Source organism: uncultured Algibacter sp., from assembly GCF_947490405.1.
Taxonomy (GTDB): domain Bacteria; phylum Bacteroidota; class Bacteroidia; order Flavobacteriales; family Flavobacteriaceae; genus Algibacter_B.
The window spans coordinates 493,292-514,559 of the sequence record NZ_CANLGU010000002.1; the positions used below are offsets into that span (position 1 = coordinate 493,292).

13 protein-coding genes are annotated in these 21,268 nt (G+C 34.2%); 12 read left to right on the forward strand and 1 reads right to left on the reverse strand.

What is annotated here, in order from left to right:
* Window positions 1-39: 39 nt before the first annotated feature.
* The gene (locus Q0772_RS06120; RefSeq protein ID WP_298341497.1) at window positions 40-1,077 is read left to right on the forward strand and encodes a hypothetical protein; all 1,038 of its coding nucleotides are present in this window, start codon (window positions 40-42) and stop codon (window positions 1,075-1,077) included.
* Here the strand turns inward: Q0772_RS06120 and Q0772_RS06125 are convergent.
* Window positions 1,074-1,472, reverse strand: coding sequence for an SPOR domain-containing protein (locus Q0772_RS06125; protein WP_298341500.1), 399 nt, complete (start codon window positions 1,470-1,472; stop codon window positions 1,074-1,076). The genes Q0772_RS06120 and Q0772_RS06125 overlap by 4 nt on opposite strands.
* A gap of 217 nt (window positions 1,473-1,689) precedes the next feature.
* Between Q0772_RS06125 and Q0772_RS06130 the strand changes: the two genes are divergently transcribed.
* From Q0772_RS06130 to Q0772_RS06180, 11 genes are all read left to right on the forward strand, one after another.
* On the forward strand, window positions 1,690-2,985 hold the full coding sequence (locus tag Q0772_RS06130) for a c-type cytochrome (RefSeq protein WP_298342426.1): 1,296 nt from the start codon (window positions 1,690-1,692) through the stop codon (window positions 2,983-2,985).
* Between the two features lie 70 nt (window positions 2,986-3,055).
* Window positions 3,056-6,151: a TAT-variant-translocated molybdopterin oxidoreductase gene (locus Q0772_RS06135; RefSeq protein ID WP_298341503.1), complete on the forward strand. Its 3,096-nt coding sequence runs from the start codon at window positions 3,056-3,058 to the stop codon at window positions 6,149-6,151.
* 28 nt (window positions 6,152-6,179) lie between these two features.
* Window positions 6,180-7,919 carry an NrfD/PsrC family molybdoenzyme membrane anchor subunit gene (gene nrfD / locus Q0772_RS06140; RefSeq protein ID WP_298341505.1) on the forward strand — a complete coding sequence of 580 codons (1,740 nt, stop codon included), beginning with the start codon at window positions 6,180-6,182 and terminating at the stop codon, window positions 7,917-7,919.
* A 9-nt stretch (window positions 7,920-7,928) separates the two neighbouring features.
* Window positions 7,929-8,459, forward strand: a complete 531-nt coding sequence (locus Q0772_RS06145; protein ID WP_298341508.1) for a DUF3341 domain-containing protein — start codon at window positions 7,929-7,931, stop codon at window positions 8,457-8,459.
* A gap of 7 nt (window positions 8,460-8,466) precedes the next feature.
* A complete protein-coding gene (locus Q0772_RS06150) occupies window positions 8,467-9,018 on the forward strand; it encodes a cytochrome c (RefSeq protein WP_298341511.1) in 552 nt (183 codons plus the stop codon).
* 22 nt (window positions 9,019-9,040) lie between these two features.
* Window positions 9,041-10,396: a quinol:cytochrome C oxidoreductase gene (locus Q0772_RS06155; protein WP_298341514.1), complete on the forward strand. Its 1,356-nt coding sequence runs from the start codon at window positions 9,041-9,043 to the stop codon at window positions 10,394-10,396.
* Between the two features lie 30 nt (window positions 10,397-10,426).
* Complete coding sequence (locus tag Q0772_RS06160; RefSeq protein ID WP_298341518.1) at window positions 10,427-11,500, forward strand: cytochrome c oxidase subunit II; 1,074 nt, start codon at window positions 10,427-10,429, stop codon at window positions 11,498-11,500.
* A gap of 29 nt (window positions 11,501-11,529) precedes the next feature.
* On the forward strand, window positions 11,530-13,323 hold the full coding sequence (locus Q0772_RS06165; RefSeq protein ID WP_298341521.1) for a cbb3-type cytochrome c oxidase subunit I: 1,794 nt from the start codon (window positions 11,530-11,532) through the stop codon (window positions 13,321-13,323).
* A gap of 208 nt (window positions 13,324-13,531) precedes the next feature.
* Complete coding sequence (locus Q0772_RS06170; RefSeq protein WP_298341523.1) at window positions 13,532-18,232, forward strand: gliding motility-associated C-terminal domain-containing protein; 4,701 nt, start codon at window positions 13,532-13,534, stop codon at window positions 18,230-18,232.
* A gap of 27 nt (window positions 18,233-18,259) precedes the next feature.
* Window positions 18,260-19,216, forward strand: coding sequence for a type IX secretion system membrane protein PorP/SprF (locus Q0772_RS06175; protein ID WP_298341526.1), 957 nt, complete (start codon window positions 18,260-18,262; stop codon window positions 19,214-19,216).
* A complete protein-coding gene (locus Q0772_RS06180; RefSeq protein ID WP_298341529.1) occupies window positions 19,140-21,131 on the forward strand; it encodes an OmpA family protein in 1,992 nt (663 codons plus the stop codon). Before Q0772_RS06175 ends, Q0772_RS06180 begins: the two co-directional genes overlap by 77 nt.
* The last annotated feature ends 137 nt before the right edge of the window (window positions 21,132-21,268 follow it).

Consider the following 21,268-nt stretch of genomic DNA (forward strand, 5'->3'; position numbering starts at 1 on the left):
ATAAAGTATATTTATGATCTTTCTAACGGTATTAGACTTATGGTGAAATATTTATATTATAACGCAAAGGCCAGATGGGGTGAAGGTTTGTCAGATAGAAGAGCTTGTTTGATGATTTTATTAGCAGAAGCAAAATTAAGTAATAGAACAGCAGTTATTCCAAAATTCGCTTTAGGTTCGAAACATAACAATGGTAAAAAAAAGGATAGTTACATAGTTGATGAGTATTGTAATATTGATAGTTTAAAAGTAGATTATATATTCAATGAGAACTTTGATGATATTGCAAATAAAATAGATGAAAAAGATATCTTAGAAATTAATGATACCCCATTAGATTATAATAGAAATGAAGTTTTAGTTGTTAGAAATCTAGTTGATGATAATTTTTGGAACCTAAACAAATTAGGTGATGTTGTTAGTTTAGCAAAACTATATCATGGTAATGGAGCTAAATTTGTGATTCCAATGGTTGCTGCACCCAAAAGAGTAATTGAAATAGCAAATAAAGTTATAGCTCAATTGCCAAAACCTACGATAGGATTACATTTAAGGAGAACAGATCGATTAAATAAAAAGTTGGATTTGAGTATGAATGAAAAAGTCATAATAAGTAAAATGAATGACTTTGATTTCAATTCAGTTTTTTATTGTACAAATGATAAACATTATAGCATCAACCATAAAAAGTTTTATTCAAGCAAAAATTTCGATTTCCTTGAAAAATTGAAAACTGATAACTTTCTGTTTTTTTGTGTAGAAATGTATATTGTAGATAATTGTGATATTTCTATTAGAACATTTAAGGATTCGTCACCTTTTTTTCAGATTGAAGATAAAACAAATAAAAATTATTCAATTTGCGATTACGGCATGCATATGTCTTTCAGTCAAAACAAAAAGATTCCTGATTCATTTGTTAAATGTACTTATGAAACTATAAATGATAGAGATGGAGAATCTTTCTTTGATAAAAAAGTAGGGCTTGTAACAAAGTTTAATAGTTTTTTGCTTAGAGCTAAAGCAAGTATAATGTACCGAATAAAAAAATTGAGGTTATCAAGTGCTAAAAATTAACTCTTTTCTTTCTTAGGTTTAAAAATAAAAGCATTAGGGAATTTTCTCTTAATTTTCATTAGTGCTCTATCTGCCTCTAGTCTAGTTCTAAAATTGCCTGCCCAAACTTTAAAGTTTGGTGTTTCATATTGCATGCTTGGATACCACCCGCCAAATGAACTACTAAATTCTTTTTGAGCTTCATAAGCACCAGAACGATTCCCAGAATATACTTGTATTTTATAACGTTCAGGACTCGTTTCGTTTTTATTCATCTCTTTTTTTAAGTCTAATAAAACCGTAATATGTTTATCTTGATTTATTACAACTTGTCCTTGTTGAGAAAAAGCATATGATGATATTAAAATCAAGGAAAGAAAACTTATAATTTTGAATTTGGAATGTAGTGGTTTCATTTTTAAAATATTATTATACAAATGTATACGATATAAAACTAAATATGGCTTTTTTTATTATTTAGAATCCCTCTAAATTAGTAATTAACACTTCGCTAACATTTCTAAAATCGACTTTTAATATTACTTTTGCGAGAGATTTTTTTAACTGTATATTTTTCCATTTGTAGTAATGAAAAAATCATACCAAAGTTTAGAAGTTAATTTGACCAACAATATGAAAAAGGTGATTCACCGTAAATTAAGTACGAACTTTCTTCGTTTGGGCTTAGTTGTATTATTAGCGTTTACATCTGCTCTTTCTGCTCAGGAAGGCGATCCAGCAAAAGGAAAATCTTTATTTAATGCCAATTGTGCGGCTTGTCATAAATTAGATAAGAAAATGACTGGTCCTGCTTTACGTAACGTAGAAGCAAGATTAGCTGAGGAACAAGGTTTAGATAGAGACTGGTTATACGCATGGATTCGTAACAGTGCTGGGGTTATTAAATCTGGCGATGCTTATGCTAACAAAATTTACAATGAGTATGGTGGTGCTGCAATGACGGCATTTCCACAATTGTCTGATGAAGATATTAATAATGTTTTGGCTTACACAGCTGCTGAAGCTCCTGCGCCTCCTGCTCCAGTGCCTGGATCTGAGGTTGTAAGTCAGTCAAATACTTCAGGCGGAATTTCAAACGAGATAATATTAGGTGCATTAGCTATCTTATTTATTCTTTTGGCTGCAGGTTTATATTTAGTAAATAAAACATTGCGTCGTTTTGCAACGGCTCAAGGTTTGGATTTGCCAGAGTCATCTGGAAGAACACCGTTATGGAAAGCGTTTGTTCAGAATCAATTCTTAATGATTGTAGTGTCTATATTTTTCTTATTGGCAAGTGCTTATTTTATTTATGGTTATTTGTCTCAAATAGGAGTAGATCAAGGCTATCAACCAGTACAGCCAATACATTATTCACATAAGATACATGCGGGCGATAATGGTATAGATTGTAAATACTGTCACTCTTCAGCAAGAGTTAGTAAGCACTCTGGGATACCATCTCTTAATGTATGTATGAACTGTCATAAATCTATTTATGAGGTTGCTCCAGAAACAGCTACAGAAGAATACAGTAAAGAGTTTTATGATGGAGAAATCAAAAAATTATACGAAGCTGTAGGTTGGGACGATGCTGAGCAGAAATATACGGGTGAAACCAAACCAGTTAAATGGGTGCGTATCCACAACTTGCCAGACTTTGCATATTTCAATCACTCTCAACACGTAACAGTGGCAGGAGTAGAGTGTCAAACATGTCACGGTCCTGTTGAAGAAATGGAAGTGATGTATCAACATGCGCCTTTAACTATGGGGTGGTGTATTAACTGTCATAGAGAAACTAAGGTTGATGTAAAAGGAAATGCATACTACGAAAAAATTCATGAAGAACTTTCTAAAAAGTATGGGGTTGATGAATTAACAGCTGCTCAAATGGGCGGTCTAGAATGTGGTAAGTGTCATTATTAATAAAAAGTAAAGTTTTAGTCAGAAGAAATTCTAATAGCTAATAACTAACAACTAATAACTAGTAAACAATATGTCATCAAACAAGAAATACTGGAAAAGTGTTGAAGAGCTAAACGAAAATAGCTCTATTGTTGAGACGCTCAAACAAAATGAGTTTGTAGCAGAGATTCCTACAGATGAGTTTTTAGGTGATAAAGATACATTAGAGTCAACGTCTACTACACGTCGCGATTTCTTAAAATATGTTGGGTTTAGTACAGCTGCAGCATCGTTAGCTGCTTGTGAGGGGCCAGTAAAAAAATCTATCCCTTATGTAGTTCAACCTACAGAGATTATTCCTGGAGTAGCTAATTACTATGCAACGACTATTGCTAATGGATTTGATTTTGCAAGTGTTTTGGTGAAAACACGCGAAGGTCGTCCCATTAAGATAGAAAACAATACTATGGCGGCTACTAATGGTAGTGCAAATGCTAGAGTAAATGCTTCGGTTTTAGGTTTGTATGATAGTCTAAGAGTACAAGGTCCAAAAAAGGGTGATAAGTCAATTTCCTGGAGTGATTTTGATTCTGAAACTACTAGTAAGTTAACTGATATTGCAGCAGCAAATAAAGATATTGTGTTGCTAACACAAACTTTTGCAAGTCCTTCAACTAGTAAGTTGATATCTGAGTTTAAAGAAAAATACGGTAATGTACGTCATGTAGTTTATGATGCTGTTTCAGAATCTGCTGCATTAGATGCTTACCAAGCTAAATATGGTGAACGCGCACTGGCAAATTATGATTTTGAAAAAGCGATGACTATCGTTTCTGTTGGTGCTGATTTCTTAGGAGATTGGCAAGGTGGCGGTTTTGATTCTGGATATTCTAAAAATAGAGTTCCAGATCACGGCAAAATGTCAAGACACGTTCAGTTTGAGTCTAACATGTCTTTAACTGGTGCAAATGCTGATAAACGTGTGCCTTTAACACCATCTCAACAAAAAATAGCTTTAGCTAAATTACATAGTCAAATCGTTGGTGGTTCTGTTTCAGGAGATTTACCTACTCATATTGAAGATGCAGTTAAAAAAGCTGCTTCTCAATTGAAGAAAGCAGGAAGTAATGGTGTTGTAGTTACTGGTATTAACGATGTAAATGCACAAACAGTTGCTATCGAAATTAATGAAGCTTTAGGAAGTAAGGCTTTTGATCCTAAAACACCAATTAAAACAAGACAAGGTAATGATAAAGCAGTAGCACAATTAGTAGCTGATATGAAAGCTGGTAAAGTTGCTGCAATTATCATGAGTGGAGTAAATCCAATATACACCTTGGCGAATGCTTCAGATTTTGCTGAAGGATTGAAAAAAACAGAATTATCTGTAGCGTTCTCAATGAAAGCTGATGAAACGTCTACACAAGCACAATATATTGCAGCAGCACCTCACTACTTAGAGTCATGGGGAGATGTTGAATTTAAAAAAGGGCACTATGCATTAATGCAACCTACAATTCGTCCTTTATTTGATACAAGACAGTTTCAGGAAGCTTTATTAAAGTGGAATGGAAACGATGTGTCTTATCACGATTATATTAAAGACGCTTGGGGAACTAGTATTTTGGGTGGAGGTTCTTTCAATAAAGCCTTACATGATGGTGCTTATGTTGGAACAATTGCTACAGAAGTTGAAGAAACTGCAGAAGTAGTTGAAGAAGAAAATGCAACACCTTTTGGAAATGCAGCGCGCTCGTTAGCCGCATCTGCTAAATCTGAAGGTTTAGAATTAACATTATATACCAAAGTAGGTATGGGTGATGGTCAGCAAGCCAATAACCCATGGTTACAAGAATTTCCAGATCCTATTTCAAGAGCATCATGGGATAACTATTTAACGGTTTCAAAAGCAGATGCAGATACTATTGGGTTAAGTAATACACATGTAGCTAATGGTGCATTAAACGGTAGTTATGCTAATGTTACTGTAAACGGTGTGACAATTACTGCTCCAGTAATGATACAACCTGGTCAAGCAAAAGGCTCTGTTGGATTAGCACTAGGTTATGGTAGAACTGCAGGGTTAAAAGAGGAAATGCAAACAGGTGTTAATGCATACACATTATACCAAAACTTTAATAACGTTCAGAGTGTTACTATCGAGCCAACTGCTGGTGAGCATGAATTTGCTTCAGTTCAGCTTCACAATACATTAATGGGTCGTGGAGATATCATTAAAGAAACTACTTTAGAGATATTTAACACAAAGGATAAAAAATACTGGAATGCAGTTCCTGTAGTCTCTTTAAATCATGAAGAAACTCCAGTAACTTCTCCAGAAGTTGATTTATGGGATGAATTTGATCGCTCTATCGGGCATCACTTCAACTTATCAATCGATTTAAATGCTTGTACAGGATGTGGTGCTTGTGTAATTGCTTGTCACGCTGAAAATAATGTACCTGTTGTTGGTAAAACCGAAGTAAGACGAAGTAGAGATATGCACTGGTTGCGTATTGATAGATATTATTCATCTGAGGAATCATTTGAAGGTGATAATGATAAAAAAGATAATATTTCTGGTTTAGGAAGCTCATTAAGTGAGTTTGGTGAAATGGAAAATGCTTCTGAGAATCCTCAAGTAGCATTCCAACCAGTAATGTGTCAGCATTGTAACCATGCACCTTGTGAAACTGTTTGTCCAGTAGCTGCAACATCACATGGCCGTCAAGGTCAAAATCATATGGCATATAACCGTTGTGTAGGTACTAGATATTGTGCAAACAACTGTCCTTATAAAGTCCGTCGTTTCAACTGGTTTTTATATAATGGAAATGATGAGTTCGATTATCATATGAATGATGATTTAGGACGAATGGTATTAAATCCAGATGTTGTTGTGCGTTCTCGTGGTGTAATGGAAAAATGTTCTATGTGTATTCAAATGACACAAAAAACAATTCTTGATGCGAAGCGTGACGGACGTCAAATTAAAGATGGCGAATTCCAAACCGCTTGTTCTGCTGCTTGTAGTAATGGAGCAATGACTTTTGGAGATATCAATGATAAAGACAGTAAAGTTGCAAAACTTAAGGAAGATAACCGTATGTATCACTTGTTAGAACATGTAGGCACTAAGCCAAATGTGCAATATCAAACAAAAGTGAGAAATACAACTGAAGCATAAATCTAATTAAAGAATCAATTATATAATTATGGCGTCTCATTACGAAGCACCTATTAGAAGACCCTTAGTTACAGGCGAAAAATCATATCACGATGTTACTGTGGATGTGGCTAAACCTGTAGAAGGAAAAGCAAATAAACAATGGTGGATAGTTTTTGGTATCTCTCTTGCAGCTTTTCTTTGGGGAATTGGATGTATTTTATATACTATATCTACAGGTATTGGAACTTGGGGTTTAAACAAGACCGTTGGTTGGGCTTGGGATATTACTAACTTCGTTTGGTGGGTTGGTATTGGTCACGCAGGAACGCTTATTTCTGCGGTACTTCTATTATTCCGTCAAAAATGGAGAATGGCAATTAACCGTTCAGCGGAAGCCATGACGATTTTCTCTGTAGTTCAAGCAGGTTTATTCCCTATTATACACATGGGCCGTCCGTGGTTAGGATATTGGGTATTACCAATTCCAAATCAATTTGGTTCGTTATGGGTAAACTTTAACTCGCCTTTACTTTGGGATGTATTTGCAATTTCAACATATTTATCGGTATCATTAGTATTCTGGTGGACTGGTTTATTACCTGATTTTGCTATGTTACGTGATAGAGCTATCAAGCCGTTCCAAAAGAAAATATATTCTTTATTAAGTTTCGGTTGGTCAGGTCGTGCTAAAGATTGGCAACGTTTTGAAGAAGTATCATTGGTACTTGCAGGTTTAGCAACACCATTAGTACTTTCTGTGCATACTATCGTATCATTTGACTTTGCAACATCAGTTATTCCTGGTTGGCATACAACAATATTTCCACCATACTTTGTTGCTGGTGCGGTATTCTCAGGATTTGCTATGGTAAATACACTTCTTATAATTATGAGAAAAGTGTGTAACCTTGAAGACTATATTACAGTACAACACATCGAGTTAATGAACATAGTAATTATGATTACAGGTTCTATAGTTGGTGTAGCATATATTACAGAGTTATTTATTGCATGGTATTCTGGTGTAGAGTATGAGCAATATGCCTTTTTAAATAGAGCAACTGGTCCTTACTGGTGGGCATATTGGGCGATGATGACTTGTAACGTATTCTCTCCACAGTTTATGTGGTTCAAGAAACTAAGAACAAGTATTATGTTCTCATTCTTTATTTCTATTGTGGTAAACATAGGTATGTGGTTTGAGCGTTTTGTAATTATTGTAACATCTTTACATAGAGATTACTTACCATCATCATGGACAATGTTCTCTCCAACATTTGTAGATATTGGAATTTTCATCGGAACAATTGGATTCTTCTTTGTATTATTCTTGTTGTACTCTAGAACATTCCCTGTTATCGCTCAAGCAGAAGTAAAAACAATTTTGAAATCTTCTGGTGAACGTTATAAAAACATTAGAGAAAGAGGCGATAGTTTAGTTGGAACTGGTGCAGATGCTAGAACTTCTGGAAATACAGCAATACAACCTGCAAAAAAGACAGAAGCGAAAATATCTACTGGTGATAATTCTGAAAAAGTAAGTAACTTATTGGGAAGTATTGGTGCTTTTGATGCGGCTACTCAAACTGCTGATGATTTGAAGAAAATTAGTGGTGTTGGACCTAAAATGGAGGGGGTACTTAATAGTATAGGTATTTATACTTTCCTTCAAGTTAGTAAAATGACAAAAAAAGAATATGATTTGTTAGACTCAATTACAGAATCTTTCCCAGGAAGAGCAGAACGTGATGATTGGGCAGGACAAGCTAAAAAATTAATAAACTAAATATAGTCAATGGAAGCTTCAAAAGTTATTCACGCTATTTATACTGATGATGATATTTTAATGTCAGCCGTAAAAAAGGTTAAGGCAGAAAAACATCACATTGAAGAAATATATACACCGTTTCCGGTTCACGGACTAGACAAAGCTATGGGACTTGCGCCTACACGTATTGCTATTACAGCATTTATGTATGGGTTAGTTGGTTTAACCGTTGCCATAGTTATGATGAATTTTATCATGATTGAAGATTGGCCACAAAATATTGGTGGTAAGCCAAGTTTTAGTTACTTGGAAAATATGCCAGCCTTTGTTCCAATTATGTTTGAGTTAACTGTATTTTTTGCAGCACATTTAATGGTAATTACATTTTACTTACGTAGTAGAATGTGGCCATTCAAAGAGGCTGAAAACCCTGACCCAAGAACAACCGATGATCATTTCTTGATGGAAATTGCGGTTCATGGAAATGAAGGAGAATTAGAAAGCTTACTTAAAGAAACAGGAGCAGTTGAAATTAATTTAGTTGATAAAGCCCATTAATATAAATATGAAAAGCTTAATTAAAATATTAGCAATAGCAGTTGTTTTAGTGTCTGTATCATGTAAAAAAGATACTGCACCAAACTATCAATTCATGCCCAACATGTATGAATCTGCTGGATATGAAACTTATGGAGAAGCTGCATTTCCTAATGGAATTGAAGCACAAGTGCCTGCTGAAGGCTCCATTCCAAGAGGTTTTGTGCCTTTTGATATAGAGAACAGTACTCAAGGTTATGAATTGGCTAAAGCTACCTTGAAATCTTCTTTAGATTCTACACAAGTAGATTTGGAAAGAGGTAAAGAGCTTTATAGTATTTATTGTGGCATTTGTCATGGTAACAAAGGTAAAGGTCAAGGAAAACTAGTAAAGCGTGAAAAAATTCTTGGAATACCAAGTTATGATGATGCAGGAAGAGCTATAAATGAAGGTAGCATTTATCACACCATTTATTATGGTAAAAATGCAATGGGTTCTTATGCTAACCAATTAAATGAAGAAGAGCGGTGGCAAGTGGTTGCTTACGTTTTAAAGTTGAAAGCCGATTTAGAAAAGTAAGATTGATAAGATTATTATAGATATGTATACATTTTCAAATAAATTAAAGACATTTTCTTTCATTCTAATGATATTAGGAGCATTAGGTGTAGGATATGGTTTTATGACATCTCATAAATCTTTTGAAGAAGTTGAACACTTACTTGCAGAAGAATCTCATCATGGTGGTGGACATGGGGAAGAAGTTGCTCATGCTGAAGCTAGTCACGGAGCTCATGCTGCAGTTGAAACTCATGGAGATGATGCGCATTCAGAAGTTGATGAACATACCAAACATATTGAACATGTTCAACACCAAATAGCAAATAGACCATGGTCTGCATTGTATGTAGCTGCCTTTTTCTTTATGATGATTGCTTTAGGCGTTTTAGCGTTTTATGCGATTCAAATTGCATCTCAAGCAGGATGGTCACCAGTACTTTTTAGAGTTATGGAAGGGATGACAGCTTACTTATTGCCTGGAGCTTTAATTGTTTTGGGAATAGCTGCAGCATCACATTTTATAGGTCATAACAATATATTTATCTGGATGGATCCAGAGGTTGTGGCTCATGATAAATTAATACAAGGAAAATCTGGATGGTTAAATATTTGGGGATTCATTATTAGAGGTTTAATTTTTATTGGAGGTTGGAGTTTATATCGTCACTTCTCAAGAAAATTCTCTATTGCTCAAGATACCGCTGAAGATAAAAGTAATTTCAAAAAATCATTCCGTATTTCAGCAGCATTTTTAGTGTTTTTTATATACACAGAATCAATGATGTCTTGGGATTGGATAATGAGTGTAGACCCTCACTGGTTTTCAACATTATTTGGATGGTATGTGTTTGCTAGTATGTTTGTGAGTGGTATTACAGTTATAGCTTTAATAACTATTTACTTAAAATCTAGAAATTATTTAGAGTTTGTAAATGAAAACCATTTACATGATGTAGCTAAATTTATGTTTGCATTTAGTATTTTCTGGACATACCTGTGGTTCTCACAGTTTATGTTGATTTGGTATTCTAATATCCCTGAAGAAGTAACATACTTTGTAACACGTTTTCAAGATTATAAATTACCTTTCCTAGGCATGGTGGTTATGAATTTTGTATTCCCAATATTAATGTTAATGAATGCCGATTATAAACGTATTCCTTGGTTTGTAGTCATGGCTGGTCTAGTTATTTTATTTGGACATTACATTGATATTTTTAATATGATTATGCCTGCAACTGTTGGAGATAGATGGTTTATAGGAATCCCTGAAATAAGTTCAGTATTGCTTTTTGCAGGATTATTCATATTTATAGTATTTACAGCTTTAACAAAAGCACCATTACTTGTAAAAGGCTATCCTTTCAGAAAGGAAAGTGAAGAGTTTCATTATTAATAAGATTTTAAATAAAGACGAACGATACCAATGACTGCTTTATTAACAATTATAGTTTTAGTATTTATTCTTATTGCCATATGGCAAATGGTTAAGATTTTTGATTTAGCTCAAGCTAAAAACGAAAGCTCTACCTCTGGCGTTGCTACTGACAAAGACAATACCATAAATGGTTATTTAATGATGGGCTTTTTGGCATTCATTTACATTATAACCATTGTAAGTTTTGTTAAATGGGGCGATTTGCCATTAATGTCTAACTCAGCTTCTGAACATGGTCCAACTATAGATAACTTGATGATTATTTCTATGGTTATCATTTTCTTTGTTCAAACAGTTACACAATTCTTATTACATTATTTTGCTTATAAATACAAAGGAGAAAAAGGTAAGAAAGCATTGTTTTTCGCTGATAATAATAAATTAGAAGCCATATGGACAATTATACCAGTAATTGTTCTTGCAGGTTTAATCATTTATGGATTAAGTACTTGGATTAATATTATGGGTGTAGATGAAAGTGACGACCCATTGGTAGTTGAATTATATGCGCAGCAGTTTAACTGGAAAGCTAGATATGGCGGTGCAGATAATACTCTTGGAAAAGCAAATGTGCGTTTAATTGATATAGATCGTGCTAATATTTTGGGTTTAGATGAATCTGACCCTAATGCTCAAGATGATATTATTACTACAGAATTGCACTTACCAGTTGGTAGACCAGTTTTATTTAAAATGCGATCGCAAGATGTTTTACATTCTGCATATATGCCACACTTTAGAGCACAAATGAATTGTGTACCAGGTATGATTACTCAGTTTGGTTTTACACCAACGGTTACTACTTCTGAAATGCGAGAAACACCTCAGATGATTGAAAAGATTCAAAATATTAATAATATTAGAGTAGAGAAGAGTAAAAAGCTTGTAGCTAAAGGTGAAGATGCTTTAGAACGTTATGAGTTTGATTATCTATTATTATGTAATAAGATATGTGGAAAATCACATTATAATATGCAAATGAAGATTGTAGTTGAAACACAAGAAGAATATGATGCTTGGATTGCAGAACAAAAAGAATTCAAGAACTCTCTAGTAAATTAATTTAAAAAAGAAAAAAACGATATAAGATTATGTCAGCACACGCAGATAACCACGCTCACGACGACGATCACGGACATCATCATAAAGAAACGTTTGTTACTAAATATATATTTAGTCAGGATCATAAGATGATTGCTAAGCAGTACCTTATCACAGGTACTATAATGGGAGTTATTGGAGTTTTAATGTCTATGATGTTCCGTATGCAAATTGCATGGCCAGAGGAACCAAACGTATTGTTTGAAGCTTTATTAGGTAAATGGGCACCAGATGGTGTTATGGATGCAGATATATATTTAGCATTAGTTACTATTCATGGTACCATTATGGTATTCTTTGTATTAACGGCTGGTTTAAGTGGTACGTTTAGTAATCTTTTAATTCCATTACAAATTGGAGCACGAGATATGGCATCAGGATTCCTTAACATGGTCTCATATTGGTTGTTTTTTCTATCTAGTGTAATTATGGTAATTTCATTATTTGTAGAAGCTGGACCTGCAGCAGCAGGTTGGACTATATATCCTCCCTTAAGTGCGTTGCCACTTGCTCAAGGAGGTTCTGGTATGGGTATGACCTTATGGTTAGTATCTATGGCTATATTTATTGCTTCTTCATTATTGGGGTCATTAAACTATGTGGTTACTGTAATCAACTTAAGAACTAAAGGGATGTCTATGACTAGATTGCCTTTAACTATTTGGGCATTCTTTGTAACAGCGGTAATTGGTATTATATCATTCCCAGTTTTATTGTCTGCGGCCTTATTATTAATAATGGATAGAAGTTTTGGAACATCATTCTTCTTATCAGATATATTTATTCAAGGAGAAGTATTACATTACCAAGGTGGCTCACCTGTATTATTTGAGCATTTGTTTTGGTTTCTTGGACACCCCGAAGTATATATTGTTATATTACCTGCGATGGGATTAGTTTCAGAAATTATGGCGTCAAATTCGCGTAAGCCTATATTTGGTTACCGTGCTATGATTGCTTCTATATTAGCGATTGCATTCCTTTCAACAATCGTGTGGGGTCACCATATGTTTATTTCAGGAATGAATCCATTTTTAGGATCTGTATTTACATTCACAACATTACTAATTGCTATACCTTCTGCAGTAAAAGCATTTAACTGGATAACAACACTTTGGAAAGGTAATTTACAGATGAACCCTGCCATGTTATTTTCAATAGGATTTGTTTCTACATTTATAACAGGTGGTTTAACAGGTATTATTTTAGGAGATTCAGCTTTAGACATTAATGTACACGATACTTATTTTGTAGTTGCACACTTCCACTTAGTAATGGGTATTTCTGCTCTTTATGGAATGTTTGCTGGTATTTACCATTGGTATCCAAGGATGTTTGGACGTATGTTAAATAAAAACTTGGGTTATATTCATTTCTGGGTTACTGCTGTTTGTGCTTATGGTGTGTTTTTTCCAATGCACTTTATAGGTATGGCAGGTTTACCAAGACGTTATTATACAAATAGTAACTTCCCATTATTTGATGATACTGCAAATGCAAATGTTATTATTACAATGTTTGCTTTAGTTGGAGGTGTTGTTCAAATAGTATATTTATACAATTTCTTTGCAAGTATTTTTTATGGTAAGAAAGCAGTACAAAACCCATGGAAATCTACAACATTAGAATGGACAGCTCCAGTTGAACATATGCATGGTAACTGGCCAGGTGAAATACCTCATGTACACCGATGGGCCTATGATTACAGTAAACCAGGACATGATGTAGACTTTGTACCACAAAATATTCCTCTAAAAGAAGGCGAAGAAGAACTACAACACTAAACAGCATTATTTTTTATATTAAAAAAGGCACACTTTTAAAGTGTGCCTTTTTCTGTTTAAAAGCTTATTTTTTCGATGAAATACAAAAAATATTAAAAAAACTCGATGAAATACAAAAAAATCAGTTAAATTGCGTTCGGAAATATTTTAAACCTTGTTTTAATATGATTTCCACTGCTATTAATTAATTGATTTTAATCTATCAACTATGAGAACCAAATCTACTAGAAAAAATGCGACTTACTATGCATTTTTTTATTTGTTGGTTTTTGGGCTATCTTTTTCGAGTTTAGCTCAATGTCCAACTATTACTGATCCAACCCCTCCACCTATATGTGATGCTTCGGGTTTTACCTTTAATGATTTAAATGCCTTTGCTACCGATGGCGGAAATGGTATTGTATGGTATGACTCTCCCTCAGGAGGAAGTTTATTTAATCCAACAGAGCTTGTTACAGAAGGTATTTATTATGCTGATGATAATTCGGGAACTTGTGGAGCTAGAGCCTCTATAACCATTGATTTTTTATTGAACGATACTGGTCAAAATTTAGATCAGGTGTATTGTAGTAATGAAAACGCTACAGTACAAACTTATATAGATGATGTTTTACAAGCGATTATTCCTATTGGAGGTTCTGTAGAGATCTACTATGATGTTGATTTAACAAGTTTAGCTAATCCGACAGATACAATAACTGTGGGGGCCACTAATTATTATATTGTTTTTGTTGATAATGGAGGTTGTAAAAGCCAATTAGAACTGGCACAATTGGGTGTTTTTAGTGCACCTACAGACCCTAATCCAACATCTCCTCAAGCGTTTTGTTCAGACGATAATCCTACCATTGGTGATTTAGATACAGGAACAACAGCCACCAATTTTAGTTGGTATACTAGTTTAGATGGGTCTGGAGACCCAGTTCCTCCAGCATTATCTTTGTCAACTGCTTTAATAGATGGTAATAGTTACTACCTCCAAATTAATGATGTTTTCTGCGATAGCAACCCTGTTGAAGTAATAGTAAATATTGATATACCAGTTGACCCAGGAACCCCAGGGAATCTAGAATACTGTGATGATAGTTTGCCTGCTTCAGATTTCGATTTGTTTAATGAGCTTGGAGGGACACCAGATACAACTGGAACATGGTCTGGACCAATATCTACTTCAAACGGGCATAACGGTACTGTAAATATTTCAACACTAACAACAGCAGGAACTTATACATTTACATATACAGTAACAAGTAACGGCGTATGTCCTGATGGTATTTCTAATGTAACAATTCAAGTTTTTGAAACGCTTTCCTCTGGAATTCCATCTCCTTTAAACCCAGTATCATTTTGTGAGGCTGGATTACCTTCAGCATTTGATTTATTTTCTCTTATAGAAAATCATGACTTAGGAGGTCAATGGACACAAGGTACATCAAGTTCAGATCCTATTGTTACTTCTACTATTGATTTATCAAGTTTTACTCCAAATACTTATAACTTTACATATACTCAAAATTTATCACCCAATCCATGTCCTGAAGAATCTACAACAATACAAATTATAGTCCTACAAGATCCTAATGCAGGGGTGGCCTTAAACGATGCTTTTTGTGAAAATGATTTAATATCAAACTCCCCTTATAATTTGTTTGATGCTCTAGATGGTTCTCAAGATAATAATTCAGGAACATGGACAGATGTTACCAATACTTCAGTCTCAAATCCAATCGATATAACAAGTTTTACAGTAGCAGGAAGTCCATATTTATTTACATATACTATTGATAATGGAACATGCTCGGATTCTGAACAAATTTCAATAATTATTGAAGACGCACCTGAATCGGGAACACCTATAACTACTTTTCCAGAATATTGTGAAGGTTCAGCTCCTTCAAGTTTTGATTTATTTGATTTATTAGAAGGTGAAGATCAAACCGGGCAATGGTTTGTAGGTATTGATAACACAGGTTCAACAACTAGTAATCTAATAGACTTATCAGTACTAACTCCAAATACTTATAACTTTACATTTGACGTTGATTTAATTGGAAGTTGTGATGATGAATTAGTGACGGTTCAAGTTACAATCAATCCATTACCAAATACTGGTATAGTAAATAATCCATCTCCATTTTGTGAAAATGATTTAGCTGCAAATTCACCATTAAATTTATTCGGGCAATTAACTGGAGAAGATACAGGAGGTACTTGGACAGACGATGATACATCAGGAGCGCTTACAGGAAGTGATGTAGATTTAACACAATTAACGATTGGAAATTACAATTTTACTTATACTATAACAGATACAAATAATTGCACAAATAGTTCAACAGTGACTATCATAGTAGAAGATGCACCTGAATCGGGAACATCAGTTACTGCTTTTCCTGAATATTGCGAAGGTTCAGCACCTTCAAGTTTTGATTTGTTCGATTTATTAGAAAGCGAAGATCAAGCTGGGCAATGGTATGTAGGTATTGATAACACAGGTTCAACATCTAGTAATCTAATAGACTTATCAGTACTAACTCCAAATACTTATAGTTTCACTTTTGATGTTGATGCTATTGGAATCTGTGATGATGAATTAGTAACCGTTCAAGTTATAATCAATCCATTACCAAATACCGGTATAGTAAATAACCCATCTCCATTTTGTGAAAATGATTTAGCTACAAATTCACCATTAGATTTATTCGGACAATTAACCGGAGAAGATACAGGAGGAACTTGGGCAGACGATGATACATCAGGAGCGCTTACAGGAAGCGATGTAGATTTAACACAATTGACAATTGGAAATTATAATTTCACTTATACCATAACAGATGTTAATAGTTGTACAAACAGTTCAACAGTTAGAATAACTGTAGTAGATGCGCCAGAATCAGGTACTGCAAACGCACCAATCGAATTTTGTGCTGCAGATATAATGACTGGTCAAACATATAATTTGTTTGATTTATTAACAGATGAAGATCAAACAGGAACTTGGATAGATGATGATGCTTCTGGAGCTTTATCTGGAAACATAGTTGCTTTAGATGCTTTAATACCGGCAACATATAATTTTACTTTTGATGTTGATGCAATAGGCGTATGTGACGATGCTAATGTTACAGTTAGTATAATTATTAATGATACTCCAGCTCCTACTGCAACAACACCACAGGAATTTTGTGATACAGCAACAGTATCAGATTTAGTTGCAACAGGAACAACCATTCAATGGTATGACGCTTTAACAGGGGGTAATCTGTTGTCTGATACAACAGCCTTAGTAGATGGTCAAACCTACTATGCAACTCAAACGGATGCCACTACAAATTGTGAGTCTTCAGTTAGAACAGCTGTAATGGCTACTATTTATCAAACACCAAATGCTGGAGATCCAAACACAACAATAATAGTTTCATGTAATAACAATACTAGTATTGATTTGTTTACTGGACTTGACGGAACTCAAGATTCTGGTGGTACATGGAATAATGATGATGGAGTGGGTAATTTATCTGGAAATCTTTTTGATGCAACAGGTGTTTCAGCTGGAACCTATAGTTTTATATACATGGTAACTGCTTCAGCTCCTTGTCTTGATGACAGTGAAACTATAACGGTTACTATTGAAGAACCTTTAAGTGCTGGGTCAAATATCAATCCAACTTTAGATATTTGTAGCAATAATGGTACGGAAGATTTATTTACACTCTTGGGAGGTGCAGATACTGGAGGTAGTTGGTCGCCAACATTAGCAAGTGGCACAGGTGTATTTGATCCATTAGTTGATGCTGACGGTACATATACATACACACTAACAAATAGTTGTGGAACATTCACCAATCAAGTTATAACAACAGTAACACTTGCTCCAAATGCAGGAAGTGATGCTTCTACAGGAATTTGTGCTGGTGATATGCCAATAGATTTATTTACGTTATTAGGTTCAGGAGCACAAAGTGGTGGAACATGGTCTCCAGTATTGGATAGTGGAACAGGAATGTTTGACCCAACAGTAGATGCTTCTGGAACCTACACTTATACAGTAACCGCAGTATCTCCCTGTTCACCAGATTCTATGGCGAGTATTACAGTTACTGTTAATGATTCACCACCAATAATTGTCTTAGAAGCAAACCCTGAGTTTTGTTTGGTAGATAATCCTACAGTTGCTGATTTATCTTCAAGTATTCGTCCAACAGGTACCGTAAATTGGTATGAAGACGCAGCATTAACATTACCCTTAACTGTTACAGATGTATTGGTAGATGGGGAAGATTATTATGCAACTCAGACAAATAGTACAGGTTGTGAGTCATCCATTTCAGTTCAAATTAATGTAACAGTTAATGATACACCAACACCAACAATAGATGATGCTATGATTGAATATTGTATAAACGATAATCCAACAATAAGAACACTTTCTGATAATATTGTTGAGTATGATTCTACAGCAGATAATCTCAGGTGGTATGATGTTCAAACTGGAGGTTCAGCACTTTCTGAAACAACATTACTAACAAACATAACCTATTATGTAGCATTATTTGATGCAGTAACTGGTTGTGAGAGCAGTATTCGCTTGGAGGTTATTCCAGATTTAACAGCCTGTGGTAAAGTAAGTTTGCCTGATGGTTTCTCTCCAAATGGAGATGGAATTAACGATACTTATGATATTGATAATCTAGATATTTTGTATCCAAATTTCGTTTTAGAGATTTACAACAGAAATGGACATATTGTTTATAAAGGGAATGCGAATACACCACGGTTTGATGGAACCTCTAATCAAGGAAGAATTGTTGCAAAAGGCGATTTACCAGTAGGTGTTTATTTCTACATTTTCCGATTTAACGATGGGGAAAATAAACCAGAACAAGGACGCTTATACTTAAGCAGATAATTTATAGATAAAGCAAAATTTAAGACGATGAAAACATTAAATATATATCATAAAATCGCTGCTTTGTTAAGTTTGACGCTCTTGTCATTACAAAGTTTTGCACAACAAGACCCACAATTCACTCAGTATATGTATAATATGAGTGTAATCAATCCAGCCTATGCTACGGCAGAAGAAGGTATTTTAAACCTTGGTGGATTATATAGAACCCAATGGGTAGGACTAGAAGGAGCACCTAAAACAGGAACCTTTTTTGCGCATACACCTATTAATGAAAAGATTGAAATGGGTGTGTCTTTTACTAACGACAATATTGGAGATATTGTTAATGAAAATAACATATTTGCAGATTTTGCTTATGTGTTGCCCGTTGGAATTGAAACAAAAATATCTTTTGGTGTAAAAGCAGGAGTTAGAATGTTTGACACTAATTTTAATGGCTTACAATTACAATCAGGACCAGCAAGTGGTGATAATGCTTTTGATGAAAACATCAACAGAGCCTTTCCAAATTTAGGAATAGGTGCATTCTTTTTTACTGACACCTATTACGTTGGTTTATCAGCCCCAAATATGCTTTCAACCAAACATCTAGAAAACGAGAATGGTATAAAAGCAACAGGTATCGAGAATGTACATTATTTCTTAACAGGTGGTTATGTATTTGATATTAATAAAGATGTAAAATTAAAACCCGCATTTATGGCAAGAGGTGTTAAAGGCGCACCATTAGCGGTTGATATTACGGCAAATGTTTTAATCAATGAAAAGCTGGAAGCAGGATTAGGCTATCGTTTAGATGATGCCATTAGTGCACTAATTAACTTTAGAGTTACTCAAGATTTAAGAATAGGTTATGCCTACGATTACACAACTACAAATTTGGGGGATTTCAATTCTGGATCTCATGAAATATTCATTTTATTTGATGTCGATTTATTCGGATTTAAAGGTGGGTATGACCGTTCACCAAGATTCTTCTAATAATTTAATACTAGGAAACATGAAAAAATACACATACATACTTGCAAGCCTTTTATTAGTTAGCGGAATAGGGTTTGCCCAAAAGAAAAATATAAAACGCGTTAATAAACTCTTCGAAATGAGAGCTTATAAAGATGCCGCTGAAATTTATGAAACCAAAGAACGAAATCAAGAGGTACTTCAAAATTTGGCTGATAGTTATTACTATAATTCTAGTCTTCAAAAAGCGATTAAAACCTATAGAGAGTTATTTGTTGAATATGGAGATTCCATTGATATTGATTATCATTTTAGATTTGCGCAAGCTTTAAAAGGCGTTAAAGAATATAAAGAAGCAGATAAGCATTTAAAACGTTACTACAATAAACCTGTAAATACTTTGGCGTTTATTGAGGAGACTGATAATACCACACCACACACGTTTAAACTAAAACAGATAGAAAATAGAAATTCTAGCAGCGATTTTGGTTTGTCTTTTTATGGAAAAAATAAAGTAGCCTTTGCTTCGGCAAGAAATTCTGAAAACCCAGAGTATGCATGGAATAATACGCCGTATCTGGATTTGTATAGTGCTACAATTACCAATCAAAATGTTTTAGAGGATATTCAACCTTTTTCAGAAGCCATAAATACAAGTTCGCATGAAAGTAATGCAGTAATTTCTAAAGATGGTAAAACGATGTATTTTAATAGAACAAATACAACACGTAAAAAAACAGATGCTGAACGAATTGCACATATCAAAATTTATAAAGCAGAATTAGTTGATGGTGAGTGGACAAATGTTACAGCATTACCATTCACTTCAAACTCATATAGTACAGAGCATCCTGCATTAAGTAAAGATGAAAAAACACTTTATTTTGCCAGTGATATGCCAGGGACTTATGGAAGTTTTGATATTTATAGAGTTTCAATAAATGATGATGGTACTTATGGTGAACCTGAAAATTTAGGAGAAACCATCAATACAAAACACAGGGAGCAGTTTCCTTTTATTAGTGAATTTAGCGTGCTGTATTTTTCATCTATTGGGCATCAAGGATATGGTGGATTAGATGTGTTTAGAAGCAACATGGTTCATGATACGTTTGACAAACCTGTTAATTTAGGAAGCTCTATTAATAGTAATTTAGATGATTTTGCTTATGTGATTAGAGAGAAAACGAATAAAGGCTATGTGTCCTCAAATCGTACAGGTTATGATAGGTTATTCGGTTTCGCAAGACAACAAAATCCACTAACGATATATCAAGTTGAAGGTGTTGTACAAGATTTAAACAGCAAAGAGCTATTAGCAGGATCATTAGTATCCTTATTTGATGAATCAGATACTGTTATTCAGGATACCATAGTTGGTGATGATGCGTATTATATTTTTAAAATAGAACCGAATAAAAAATACAAAGTTAGAGGAACACGAAAAGCATATATCCCTCAAGATGTTGAGTTTTCAACGGATAGTAAAGGAAAAGTTCAACATGATATATATTTAAACTTAGAATCATTTGCTGATGCTGAAGAGCGTGTTAGAGAAAAAGATAAAGGAACAGAACAAGTTGTACAAGTTGAGTTAGATAAGATTTTCTTTGATTTTGATGAAGCTGTTATTCGAGAAGATGCTGCCATTACACTGAATGTTTTAGTCAATTTAATGAAGAAATATCCATCTATGGAAGTGGAAGTCTCTGCACATACTGATGCGCGAGGACCAGATCAATACAATTTAGATTTATCAAAGCGAAGAGCTGCCTCTACTCTAGAATATTTAGTAAGTCAAGGTATAGAGCGTAACCGACTAAAAAGTATAGGTTATGGTGAAATGCAACCGCTTAACAAATGTGTTAAAGAAGGTATCTGTGATGATGATGAATATGATATTAATAGACGTTGTGAGTTTACAATTTTAAAATAACCAGCCAAGAATTACCAACCAAATATTTGAAAAGCCTTTCCATTACGGAAAGGCTTTTTGTTTATATTTGCTTATGCTGAACTTATTTTAGTGTCTCTGATATTCCTACTCAGGCAGGAATCCATATTTTTACTTAT